The organism is Arthrobacter sp. THG-b23 (assembly GCF_059091265.1).
The window spans coordinates 528,078-539,753 of record NZ_JBNHGM010000001.1 but is presented as its reverse complement, the minus strand read 5'-3'; the positions used below and the strand labels follow the sequence as shown (position 1 = coordinate 539,753).

General features: G+C 65.1%; 12 protein-coding genes and 1 tRNA gene. 9 read left to right on the top strand and 4 right to left on the bottom strand.

Features of this window, described 5'->3' with window-relative positions; all coding sequences use genetic code 11:
- The first annotated feature begins 433 nt into the window (after nucleotides 1-433).
- Nucleotides 434-976 carry a hypothetical protein gene (locus AC5RVD_RS02640; protein ID WP_494125861.1) on the top strand — a complete coding sequence of 181 codons (543 nt, stop codon included), beginning with the start codon at nucleotides 434-436 and terminating at the stop codon, nucleotides 974-976.
- The gene (locus AC5RVD_RS02635; protein WP_494112322.1) at nucleotides 948-1,268 is read left to right on the top strand and encodes a transcriptional regulator; all 321 of its coding nucleotides are present in this window, start codon (nucleotides 948-950) and stop codon (nucleotides 1,266-1,268) included. Before AC5RVD_RS02640 ends, AC5RVD_RS02635 begins: the two co-directional genes overlap by 29 nt.
- Nucleotides 1,269-1,606: 338 nt before the next feature.
- Here AC5RVD_RS02635 and AC5RVD_RS02630 read toward each other — a convergent pair whose 3' ends face one another.
- Nucleotides 1,607-1,870 (bottom strand): hypothetical protein, encoded by a 264-nt coding sequence (locus AC5RVD_RS02630; RefSeq protein ID WP_494125860.1) that lies wholly within the window; start codon nucleotides 1,868-1,870, stop codon nucleotides 1,607-1,609.
- A gap of 492 nt (nucleotides 1,871-2,362) precedes the next feature.
- Between AC5RVD_RS02630 and AC5RVD_RS02625 the strand changes: the two genes are divergently transcribed.
- Entirely contained in the window at nucleotides 2,363-3,262 is a 900-nt protein-coding gene (locus AC5RVD_RS02625; protein WP_494125859.1) for a diacylglycerol/lipid kinase family protein, read from the top strand.
- Nucleotides 3,263-3,650: 388 nt separating this feature from the next.
- Entirely contained in the window at nucleotides 3,651-3,875 is a 225-nt protein-coding gene (locus AC5RVD_RS02620; protein WP_494125858.1) for a hypothetical protein, read from the top strand.
- Between the two features lie 234 nt (nucleotides 3,876-4,109).
- On the opposite strand, the gene AC5RVD_RS02615 is transcribed toward AC5RVD_RS02620, so the two are convergent.
- Nucleotides 4,110-4,183, bottom strand: a tRNA-Met gene (locus AC5RVD_RS02615).
- A gap of 159 nt (nucleotides 4,184-4,342) precedes the next feature.
- Complete coding sequence (gene purB, locus AC5RVD_RS02610) at nucleotides 4,343-5,755, bottom strand: adenylosuccinate lyase (RefSeq protein WP_494125857.1); 1,413 nt, start codon at nucleotides 5,753-5,755, stop codon at nucleotides 4,343-4,345.
- Nucleotides 5,756-5,912: 157 nt separating this feature from the next.
- Between purB and AC5RVD_RS02605 the strand changes: the two genes are divergently transcribed.
- Both AC5RVD_RS02605 and AC5RVD_RS02600 read left to right on the top strand, forming a co-directional pair.
- On the top strand, nucleotides 5,913-6,224 hold the full coding sequence (locus AC5RVD_RS02605) for a hypothetical protein (RefSeq protein WP_494125856.1): 312 nt from the start codon (nucleotides 5,913-5,915) through the stop codon (nucleotides 6,222-6,224).
- 37 nt (nucleotides 6,225-6,261) lie between these two features.
- On the top strand, nucleotides 6,262-7,725 hold the full coding sequence (locus AC5RVD_RS02600; protein ID WP_494125855.1) for a hypothetical protein: 1,464 nt from the start codon (nucleotides 6,262-6,264) through the stop codon (nucleotides 7,723-7,725).
- Nucleotides 7,726-7,738: 13 nt separating this feature from the next.
- Here AC5RVD_RS02600 and AC5RVD_RS02595 read toward each other — a convergent pair whose 3' ends face one another.
- Nucleotides 7,739-8,140, bottom strand: coding sequence for a phage holin family protein (locus AC5RVD_RS02595; RefSeq protein WP_494112329.1), 402 nt, complete (start codon nucleotides 8,138-8,140; stop codon nucleotides 7,739-7,741).
- A gap of 70 nt (nucleotides 8,141-8,210) precedes the next feature.
- On the opposite strand from AC5RVD_RS02595, the gene AC5RVD_RS02590 reads away from it, so the two are divergent.
- The 3 genes from AC5RVD_RS02590 to AC5RVD_RS02580 all read left to right on the top strand — a co-directional run bounded on the left by AC5RVD_RS02590 (nucleotide 8,211) and on the right by AC5RVD_RS02580 (nucleotide 11,675).
- A complete protein-coding gene (locus AC5RVD_RS02590) occupies nucleotides 8,211-9,365 on the top strand; it encodes a histidinol-phosphate transaminase (RefSeq protein ID WP_494121392.1) in 1,155 nt (384 codons plus the stop codon).
- Nucleotides 9,366-9,516: 151 nt separating this feature from the next.
- The gene (pdhA, locus tag AC5RVD_RS02585) at nucleotides 9,517-10,701 is read left to right on the top strand and encodes a pyruvate dehydrogenase (acetyl-transferring) E1 component subunit alpha (protein WP_494121391.1); all 1,185 of its coding nucleotides are present in this window, start codon (nucleotides 9,517-9,519) and stop codon (nucleotides 10,699-10,701) included.
- Complete coding sequence (locus AC5RVD_RS02580) at nucleotides 10,701-11,675, top strand: alpha-ketoacid dehydrogenase subunit beta (protein ID WP_494125854.1); 975 nt, start codon at nucleotides 10,701-10,703, stop codon at nucleotides 11,673-11,675. The genes pdhA and AC5RVD_RS02580 overlap by 1 nt, the downstream gene beginning before the upstream one ends.
- The last annotated feature ends 1 nt before the right edge of the window (nucleotide 11,676 follow it).

Below are 11,676 nucleotides of genomic sequence, written 5' to 3'. Positions count from 1 at the left end.
AGGCTCCTTGCTTGAGCATCCTCAACAGACACTTCGCGGCGGTTCAATCCGGGCGTCCCGGCGTCGGTGCCAACCCGCATCGGCCCAACGTTCTCACTGCGGCGGACGGAGAACGCGCCGTAGCGGTCTTTGGCTACCCAATAGGCCGTCTCTCCCGCCGCCCGACAGGCTTCAGTCCGGTGTCGGGGCAGGGACGCTTCGTCACGCGGTGTGGACGTCGTTCACGAGGCATCAGCGGCACCAGGACCTCGTGAGCGCGGGTCTGCTGGATGTACCTCACCGGGAGGTTTTCATCCAGCCGCGGGTTGGACCCCATCAGCCAGTCTCCACCGCTGTCGAAACGGCCGCCGACAAGGAAGAGCGCTTGGCCGCCTGTGCCCCGCGCCCTGCTGGTCTCGAATCAGTCCTCAGAATGAGAAAACGGGATGGAATCATGTATTTCCTATTGGCTTTCCATCGAGGAAAGACTAGCGTTTCCGATATGGAAAGTAGACCTGAGCGTCCAACTCCGGCACAAGCGCGGGAAGCTTTGGCTTCTGTCGAAGAACCCAGCGCACGGCTGGCCGAGCACGTGCGTTCGCCCTGGTGGCTTTATCCCACTCAAGGGATTGGTGTTGCCGCACTTATTATCGGGATCGCTTTTAGCAAGTCGGATTCCGCATGGGGGATGACAGCCATCGTCGCGGCCATCATCCTGTTCTGTTTGCTGCCGCTGCTTCAGCAGGCTCCGGCGCGGGTAGTCTTCGATGTGTACACACATCGCGGCAGTCGTAGGGTTGGCGCAATTTACTTACTATTGCTTGTCCTGCTGGCGGTGACCGCCGTTCTGGTGCCTTCTGTTGCCGGCGTTGCCTACGCCTGGGTGGCTTATCTCGCCGCCGTGTCAGGCTTTGCACTGACCGTTATCTTCGGCCCTCTCATGGATGACCGTCTCGAACGCGCGATTCGTGCAGGGCATCGTGACCGAAGGGTTTAACGACACAATTCACGCATCGGCCCGCTTGCGTGCCTGTGCGGTACTTGCCGAGGTCTCCGAGGCTGAATTTGGGGTCGTGCGTGAGGCGCTGGGACTGAGCGATTCAGCCCTCAGTAAGCACCTGCGGGTTCTTCAGTCCGCGGGTTACGTGATGTTGCGCAAGGGAACGGTTGATCAGCGCACGCGCACGTGGGTGAGCTTAACCAAGACGGGCCGCGCAGCATTTCGAGCTCACATCGACGCCTTAATAGCACTGGCGGCAAGTGCTGATGCGCCAAACCCGAGCGATTGAGCATTTCGGACAACCACCGCGGACTGTGCGGGGCAAGACGATCTGCCAGGAGCTCCCGCATCCACTTCAACTCCCGTTGTTTGAACGCCGATAAGCTACCTTATGGCAGGTAGTTGCATAGGTTTCTGGCCCAAGACCTCCTACCATCGCCAGTCCATAACATAATGTCGGTTATGTTGTGGGTGGCAATCATCACCCACCCAGATTGACTATCAACCAGCTGAGTCAGCGTCATCGTTTTTCAGAAGAGCTACGGCCGGGACGCGGGTCGGCTTTTTCCAGTGCCTGCAGAAAGGCCAGCCGCTCTTCGTCGTCGAGCACCAATTCTGTGTGCTTCCCTAGAGGGGAGCGACGTGCCTTGGTCCTGTGTAAGTGGTGCCCAAGTAGAGGTCGTTGATGACACTGCCGGAATCCGCAACCGGCCCGGATACGCTGCCTTTGCGATCCTTTACTGTGCGGACAATGACCAGCACGAGGGCGACAACCATGAGGTTGTGAATGACATATCCGCCCCACTCCGGATGGCCGGAGAGGAATAGGCCTGCGATAACCAGGATGATCCCGAACATGGACACCACTGTGATGATGTCAGTCCTGCGCATCGCCCGCCTCCTAGCCGGTCACGAAGCCTGATTTGCTCCCAGGAGAGGAGGTGAGGCTATTGCGAAAGAGTTCCAAGCCTTCGAAGGCCGTTCTGTCCAAGGCCGGAAAGACATTGGCTTCCAACTCCACGAGCAAGACGGCGAAATCTAAGGCAGGTTCCACACTCGGCAAAGGCTGAACCCTCTTGATGGTGTGGGGCGACTCGGATCAGGAGCCTTCCCACACTATCCGTGTCGCCGTGGACATCGACGTGCCGAAACGAGGGGATCCCTGTAGGTAGGTCAAACCTGTTCCGGCAGTCATAGGCGCTGTTATCGACGTTCTCATGGCTGGTGGTTAAAGGGTGCTGATTCTAGGCATGCGTGGCCTGTTCATGATGAAGTGGGTCCATGGCAGCTGTCCGGGCGGCGAGGCGGATTCCGGGGCTGGCATTGTGTTTTCGACGGGGTCGGTGCACGGTGGGCATCCACTAGTTTTTACTGGAGTGCGTGATGGATTCTGCACGGAGCTTTGAATCGATTGTCATCATCTTTAATCCCAACAGCACCGGTGATGCACCGAAGCTGGCAGAGCAGTTGCACGACGGGCTGAGGGAACTGTTGTCCTATGCCCCGGAAATCAGGCTGCAGCCAACCGGGCATGCCGGCCATGCCGTCACGCTGGCGCGTGAGGCGGCTGCCGGAGGCCGCGACGTGCTTATCGTGTCCGTCAGCGGTGACGGCGGGTACAACGAAGTGGTCAACGGTGTCATGCAGGCCGGCAACCCGAACGCGGTGTGTGCTGTGATGGCGGCTGGAAACGCGAATGATCACCGGCGGACCACGGGCACGATGCCGCTGGCAGAAGCGATCGCCCAGGGCCGGGTGCGGCATATCGACCTGCTGCGCATCCACACCGGCCAAGGGCCGGACGCTCCGGGTGAATACGCGCATTCCTATGTCGGATTCGGTCTGACGCCGGTGATGGCGATCGATCTGGAAAAGGGGAGCAAAGGCGCCCTCAAGGAGATGTTCTCCGTGGTGCGGACATTTTCGAAGTTTCAGCCCTTCGCGATCCGCCAGAGCGACGGCAAGCGCCGGAAGTTCGACAGCATCGTCTTCGCTAACATTGCCGAGATGGCGAAGTACGCCACGCTCAGCGAGGCCGACGACGAGCCATCGGATGGAAAGTTCGAAGTGATCATTTTCCCGCATATGTCCAAGTGGCGGGTCCTGTTGAAGGCCCTGCGCGCCACCACCCAGGGGCTCGGGGACCAGCCCAGCGTAAGCAGCTACGAGTTCACTACGCTCAAGCCCCTGCCCTATCAGATCGACGGGGAAGTGAAGTCCGTAGACGCCGGCACCTTCGTCAAGGTCGAGAGCGCACCGTCGGCCCTACCAATTCTCGGCTGAATACATGCAGCCGGCATACTGGCAATCACCCGCTCCTAAGACCGGACCAAACCTGGGAAAGCGAACCTGATGAAGAAAGCGGCGCTCAGCATCAGCTGACGTATGCGCCGTATCGCCGTTCGTCTCATCATGCCTGCTGGTAAACCACGGCCTTCAGGAACGGACTGTTACGCTCCGGGATGTGGGCGACAAGAAGATGACCAAGAGCGCGGGGGAGCATTGGGTCTGCTCGGTGCTCGCGGCACGGCTGGGCGGCAGCGCTCACCCGCGACGGGCTGGAGCGGATCGACATTCTCGCAGTCCAGACGGAAGGGCCGAGCGGCGGACCATCGAGATGCAGGTCAAGTCGATCAGATCAAAGGCCGCCGGTGAGCGATGGCCACTCGGTGTGAACTCGCAGCAGCCATCGCTCTCCCAGCACGAGTGGTACGCACTGGTCATGCTCGATCAGGACGTCCCGACCGCGGCGCCCCGGACCTTCAGCGTCCCGAGGGATCATGTGGCAGCCGCGGCCCTGGATCGGGCACATGAACGTTCCCGCGAACTCGCCGTCGACCCGAGAGTAGGACTGCCCGAGGGGCACCCTTGGAAGACAAAACTGCCGGAGTGGTAGGTCATGGCCGCCACCCACGCACCCTCAGCCTTGTTCCTAGACCTGATCGTCGTCATTAGGAACCGAGCCTGATTCTTATTGCTGCATCTCCTCATACGCAAGATCGCCGAGCATTTTGATACAGAGCCTTGCTGGCTCAAACCTAGACCGGAGTCTAGAACGGAGCCGAATAGTGTCCAATCAAAAGAAAGGCCCTCTGACCGGGATAATCCCTAGTCAGAGGGCCTTCATTCGTTGCGGGGGTAGGATTTGAACCTACGACCTCCGGGTTATGAGCCCGGCGAGCTACCGAACTGCTCCACCCCGCGGCGTAGTAATGACTCTAGACCCCCCGGTGAACAAACGACGAATTTGGTGAGACGGATCACTGATCCCGGGGATCGGCCGTGCTCCTGCGGCCCGACGGCGACCGGTCGCCTTCCCCGCGGAAGGCGACCGGCGCCGTCGTTGGCAGAACCGGCGGAGGGTCAGCGCAGGTGGTCCACCAGCTTGCCGGCGATGCCGTTGTAATTGGCCGGGGTGAGCGCGAGCAGGCGGTTCTCGGCATCCGGGGACAGGCCGAGGCCGGAGACAAACTCCTTCATGCGCTCGGCGTCGACGCGGTGGCCGCGGGTGAGCTCCTTCAGCCGCTCGTAGGGGTTCTCCATGCCTTCGACCCCGGCGATGGCCTCGGCGCGCATGACCATCTGGATGGCCTCGCCGAGCACCTCCCAGTTCTGGTCCAGGTCCGCGGCCAGCACGTCTGCCGGCACGCTGAGCCGGTCCAGGCCCTTGGCAACGTTGGAGATGGCGAGCAACGAGTGCCCGAAGGCGACACCGATGTTCCGCTGCGAGGACGAGTCGGTGAGGTCGCGCTGCCAGCGGGAGGTGACCAGGGTGGCCGCCAGCGTGTCGAGCAGGCCGTTGGAGATTTCCAGGTTGGCTTCGGCGTTTTCGAAGCGGATCGGGTTGACCTTGTGCGGCATGGTGGACGAGCCGGTGGCTCCTTCCACCGGGATTTGCGCGAAATAGCCGATGGAGATGTAGCTCCAAATGTCCGTGCAGGCGTTGTGCAGGATCCGGTTGAAGCGTGCCATGTCGGAGTAGAGCTCGGCCTGCCAGTCGTGCGACTCGATCTGCGTGGTCAGCGGGTTCCAGGTCAGGCCCAGGCCCTCCACGAAGGTTTTCGCAACGGCCTGCCAGTCCGCCGACGGAACCGAAGCGTAGTGCGCAGCGTATGTGCCGGTGGCCCCGTTGATCTTGCCCAGGTACTCGGTCCGGGCGATCCGGTCCAGCTGGCGGGTGAGGCGGTGGGCAATGACTGCCAACTCCTTGCCGAGCGTGGTGGGGGTGGCAGGCTGTCCGTGGGTGCGGGAGAGCATCGGCACTTCGCGGTGTTCCCGGGCCATAGCCGAGAACTGCTCGACCAGGGCGCGGGCGGCCGGCAGCCAGACCTGTTCCACGGCTCCCTTGACGCCCACCGCGTAGGAGAGGTTGTTAATGTCCTCCGAGGTGCAGCCGAAGTGCACCATGGCGGTGAGGTTCTCGATGCTCATCTGGCTGAGCCGGCGGCCGATGAAGTACTCCACGGCCTTCACATCGTGGACGGTGACGGCTTCGATCTCGGCCAGTTCGCGCACGGCATTGCCGTCGAAGTCGGTGACGATCTTGCGCAGCGACGACTGCTGCTCCTCGGTCAGCGGTCCCGCCCCCGGCAGGACGGACTGGCCGGCCAGGTGGATCAGCCACTCCACTTCCACGTGTACGCGGTCGCGGTTCAGCGCGGCTTCGGAGAGGTAATCGACCAGGGGCGCAACCGCCTGGTGGTACCGCCCGTCCAACGGACCGAGTGCGATAGCGGGGGTGACTTCTGCCAGGGGGACACGGGAAGTTTCAGCCATGGCCCCATTCTTTCATGTCCCCTGCCGCCGCTTCCTGCGTGACTTCGCCTGCACAGCGGCGCTGCGTCCTCCCTCGTGCACATGGCCGTTTTACGTCGGGCATCGCAGGCGGCGCCGGCCCTAGCGTCGGAAGTCGAGAGCAAAGGAGGTTACGGTGATGTTTTGGCAAACGGCGACGGCGGAGGCCGGGTTGGGCGGTCCGCCGGACCCGGAATGGGGGCTGGCCCCGGGCCGGCTGCTTTCCTGTGAGCAGGAACTGCTGGCCGTACGGGCGGATCTGGCCGGCGCAGCTGCTGCATGGGTCTCGCCGGCCGGCAAGGCCTTCAGGGCGCGGCTGTACGAGTACCGCACCGGGATGGCGGAGGCTGCAGAACTGCTAAGGCTCGCGGCAGCCGCGGTCGGCGCGGCAGAAGCAGCTGCCGGCGCGGCAAAAACGGCGGCCGCCGCTTTGTGCGCCCCCCGGCCGTGACTGCCGGGGCCAGGACGCAGTGTGCTGGTGATGCCCGGTGGCTGACGCCGACTGGCTGCCCGAAGGAGCCCGGTGGTGGGAAGGCGGCACCGGGCACCGCCGGTACGCCGGCTATCGGGTTGCCGGGGGCATTGGCGGCGTCGCGTTTGAGTGGCAGGAGCTGACGTCTGCAGCAATCCGACTGGAGTCGGCGGCCGATGCCATCGACGACCTGTGGCGCCAGCTCCTGTCGGTGCAAATGCTGCTGGCCGATCCGCGCTGGACATTGCTGCCGGAGAGGCTGGCGGCCGAAGCTGCCGTCTCAACCGCTGCGGGATCGTTGGCCGCCCTTGCCGACAGCGCTGGGGGTTTGGCCGGAAAGGTGCGGTTGGCCCACGGAACCTACCTGGCAACCGAGCAGGCCGTCTCCGCCGGGCTGCAGGCGGTCGACTCGGCCACCTGGTGGCTGACGGTTCCCCTCGGCATGGCCGCCAACGAGGGCCGGCCGACCCGGGCGGGAGGCGAACGGCTGCTCGGGCAGTTCCCGGCAGCGCCGGCAGGAGCGCTGGGAGGCCCGGCAGCGGGGATGCTGCTACGGGATGGCCGGCAGGGCGGCCGGTGGAACAACCCGGCCACCGAACACGTGGCCCCGCTGCTGGTCTCCGCGGCGCGGCAAGCCGGAATGCTCCGGGCCAGAGACATCCAGGTTGAACGTGTGGCCGCGGCGGCCGTGGACATCGATCCCGCACCGGCTTCCCTGGCAGGGCTGCTCCACCGGACGGCTATCGCGGACCGCGCCGGCGACGGCACGGTAGAGGTGCTCGAAGTGTCCGCCCCCGGCGGCCGGAAGGGGTGGGTGGTCGCCTTGCCGGGCACCCAGGCCGCAGGCTCGGCCGAGGCAACAGCCAACCCGTTCGATGAGACCGGCATCGCCGAAGCGGTCGCCGGCGGGAGCCCGTTCGTCTCGGCCGCCGTGTCGCAGGCCCTCGAGAGAGCCGGCGCCGGCGCGGAGGATTTGGTGGTGCTGGTCGGGTACAGCCAGGGCGGCATCCACGCCATGAACCTTGCCGCCGATCCGGCCTTCCTGGCCGACCACAACGTGGGCTTCGTCCTCACGGCCGGGTCGCCGGTGGCCGGCATCGACGCCGGCCCGGGCGTCCGGAGCGTTCACCTGGAGCACGCCCAGGACTGGGTGCCGGGCGCCGACGCCAGGCCGAATCCGGACCGACGCGATCAGGTCACCGTGACCCTGACCGACCCCGTGGCCACCCCTGAGGGCGCGGGGGCCGGGCTGGGACCCGGGCATGATCTCGGGAATTATGTGCGGGCGGCCGGAAACATCGACGCGAGTCCGGATCCGTCGGTGCGCGACGCGACAGCATTCCTGGGCGCAGCGCTCGCCGGCGGCACCGCCAGGCAGCATCTGTTCACCCTGCGCCGTTCGCAGCCGGACGGGTCGAAGCCGCCCCGCCCGGGCCTCCGGAAGGCACCGCCGGCGGCGGGTCGGGGCGGGCAGGGGTAAGTGATGCCGGGCATCAGCGGGTGCGGGTCAGCGTGCCCACTACCAGCGAGACCAGGCTGATGATCAGCGAGCCGAGGATCGCCGTCCAGAAGAAGGAATCGACGACGAACTCGACGGGCGTGAAGCTTGACAACCAGGCCGTCAGCACGAGCATCAGGGCGTTGATCACGATGGTGAACAGGCCCAGCGTCAGGATGGTCACGGGCAGCGTGAGGAAGGAGATGATGGGCCGGACAATGGCGTTAACCAGGCCGAAGATCAGGCCGATGAACAGGTACGCCAGCACCGTGCCAAAGGACTCGTTGCCTGCGACGTCGGCCGCTGCGGAGGCCTCGATGGCCAGGCCGGGCAGGATCCAGCTTGCCACCCAGAGCGCCAGCGCATTAACGACGACCCGCACAATGAACTTTCCCATGCGTGTATGCTGCCACATCCGGCGCCGGGGCGCGGAAAAGCCCGTGACCGGCGCACGTATCCTTTAAGGCATGACTCCTCCTGAGAACCCCATCAAGGAAGCTGCGGTTCCGGCAGCAGGTGCGTCGGTCCGGATCCACCCCCGGCCGGTGCTCGACAGGCTGCCCAAATATGCTGCCGGCAAACCGCCGGCTGCAATCCAAGGACTGCAGTCCTACAAATTGTCCTCCAACGAAAACCCGCTGCCTCCATTGCCCGCCGTGCTGGAAGCCGTGAACGCGCAGACGGCGGACATCATGCGCTACCCCGATCCGTTGTGCACGGCGCTGCGGACCGAACTCGGCCGGTTCCTGGATGTCCCCGCTGACGACGTGGTCACCGGCGCCGGCAGCCTGGGTGCCCTGGTGCAGATCCTGCAGACGTTTGCCGGGCAGCACGAGGACGGCACCGAAGACGAAGTGATTTACGCGTGGCGGTCCTTCGAGGCTTACCCGATCATGGTTGGACTCTCCGGTGCCCGCAGCGTGCAGATCCCCAACCGGTCCGACGGCTCGCATGATCTGGACGCCATGCTGGACGCCGTGACCGACCGGACCAAGGTCATCCTGCTGTGCACGCCCAACAACCCCACCGGACCGGCGCTGACTGCGGCGGAAGTGGAAGGTTTCGTCCGCAGCGTGCGGGACGACATCATCGTGGTGATCGACGAGGCCTACACGGAATTCGTCCGCGACCCCGAGGTGGTGGACGGCGTAGCCATGTACAAGAAGTACCCCAACGTTGTGGTGCTCCGGACCTTCTCCAAGGCGCATGGACTGGCCGGCCTGCGGGTGGGCTATTCCATTTCGCAGCCGGAGATCACCCGGCACCTGCGCGTAGCGGCCACCCCGTTCGCGGTGTCGAGCCTGGCCGAACATGCGGCCATCACCTCTCTGCGCCACTACGACGAAGTTGTAGAAAGGGTACAAAGCCTCGTCGACGAACGGGACCGCGTGGTCGCCGGACTGAACATGCTCGGCTGGAAGATCCCGGAGACGCAGGGCAACTTCGTCTGGCTGCCGCTGGGTGACCGGGCGCAGGAGTTCGCAGAGCTGGCCGGCCGGCAGGCACTGTCCGTGCGGGCCTTTGCAGGGGAGGGCGTGCGGGTCAGTATCGGCGAAGTCGAAGCCAACACCCGCTTCCTGGCCGTCTGTGAGAACTATACAAACGGTCCGGGCGTTTCCTGACGGTAATATCACCGGCCCCCACTGCACCTGCCATTAGGCTAGGACGAGACAAACGACAGGTATATGCCGGGTCAGGAATGTATTCCCGGCCCGGCATATATGAACAGCGAAGATCTCTGCCGCTTAGGCAGCGGATCGGCGAGGAGTTCGTATGGGCGCTGAGCACCTGCCCGCCTCGGAATTCGACATCGAAGAACTTGAGCAGTCGCTGGTGTCCAGCGACCCCTCGGACGCGCCTGCGCTGGTGCAGCTGATGGCCCCGGACGGGACCGTCCGCGACGATGCGAAGTACAGCCCCTACGCAGCCCACCTCGACGGCGAGGCGCTTCGCGGGATGTACCGCGACATGGCGCTGATCCGCCGGTTCGACCAGGAAGCCACCGCGTTGCAGCGGCAGGGGCAGTTGCTGCTCTGGCCTCCCCTGCTCGGCCAGGAAGCGGCGCAGATCGGCTCAGGCCGGGCCATGCAACCGCAGGACTACGTGTTCCCGACCTACCGGGAGCACGGCGTCGCCCTGACCCGGGGGCTGGACCTGTCCCACGTGCTCAAGCTGTTCCGGGGTGTCAGCCAGGGCGGCTGGAACCCGCAGGAGGCGAACTTTCATCTCTACACACTGGTGCTGGCCGCCCAGGCACTGCACGCGGTGGGCTACGCGATGGGCATCCAGCGCGACGGCGACGACGCCGTGGCCATCGCGTACTTCGGCGACGGTGCCAGTTCCGAAGGCGACGTGCACGAATCGATGGTTTTCGCCGCCTCCAACCAGTCACCGGTGGTGTTCTTCTGCCAGAACAACCACTGGGCCATCTCCGTTCCCACGGAAGTCCAGTCCCGCGTTCCGCTCTCCAACCGTGCCACCGGCTACGGCTTCCCGGGTATCCGCGTGGACGGCAACGACGTCGTCGCCGTCCACGCCGTCACCCGGTGGGCCATGGAGCACGCCCGCTCGGGCAAGGGGCCCGTGCTGATCGAGGCATTCACGTACCGGATGAGCGCCCACACCACCGCCGACGACCCGACCAAATACCGCGAGGCTGCCGAGGAAGAGGGCTGGCGGGAGCGCGATCCGATGTTGCGGCTGGAACGGTACCTGCGCAGCACCAACACGGCCGGCGACGAATTCTTCGACGAGGTGTCGGCAGACGCCGACAAGCTCGCGGCGACCACCCGTGCCGACGTCCTGGCCATGGAGGCCCCGGACTTCGAGGACCACTTCGCCAACGTCTATGCCGATCCGCACCCGTTGGTCCGCGAGGAGTTGGAGTGGCACCGGCAGTACCAGGCCGGTTTCGCCGATTCCGCCACCGAAGACAACGCCGCCGGGGAGGCCCGCTGATGACCACCATGACGATAGCGAAGGCCATCACCAGCGGGCTGCGCGAGGCCCTGGCCAATGATCCGAAGACGCTGATCATGGGCGAGGACATCGGCAAGCTCGGCGGGGTCTACAGGGTCACCGAAGGACTGCTGGCCGAGTTCGGCGCCGAGCGCGTGGTCGACACCCCGCTGGCCGAATCCGGCATCCTCGGCACCGCCATCGGGCTGTGCTTCCGCGGCTACCGGCCGATCTGCGAGATCCAGTTCGACGGGTTCGTCTTTCCGGCGTTCAACCAGATCACCACCCAGCTGGCCAAGATCCGGACCCGCAGCTCCGGACTCCTGTCGGCCCCCGTCGTCGTCCGCATCCCCTACGGCGGCGGCATTGGATCCATCGAGCACCATTCGGAGTCCCCGGAGGCCCTCTTCGCGCACACTCCCGGCCTGCGCATCATCACCCCCTCGAACCCGCACGACGCCTACTGGATGACCCAGCAGGCCGTCGCCAGCCAGGACCCGGTCATCATCTTTGAACCCAAACGCCGCTACTGGCTCAAGGGCGAGGTGGACACCGAGTCGGCCGGCCGCGACGCCTTCAGCGCCCAGGTGGTCCGCGAAGGCACCGATGCCACGATCGTCGCCTACGGCCCGCTGGTACCGGTGGCCCTGGCCGCGGCGAAGGCGGCGGAAGAGGACGGCAACAGCGTGGAGGTCATCGACCTGCGCTCCATCTCGCCGATCGACTTCGACACCATCACGGCGTCGGCGGAGAAGACCGGACGGCTGATCGTCACGCATGAAGCCCCGACCTTTGGCGGCATCGGCGGGGAGATCGCCGCGCGCGTCGGCGAACGCGCCTTCCTGAGCCTGGAGGCGCCGGTGCTTCGCGTCGGCGGCTTCCACATGCCCTACCCGGTGGCGAAGGTGGAGGAACAGTACCTGCCGGACATCGACCGCCTGCTCGAGGCCCTCGACCGTTCGCTCGCCTACTGAT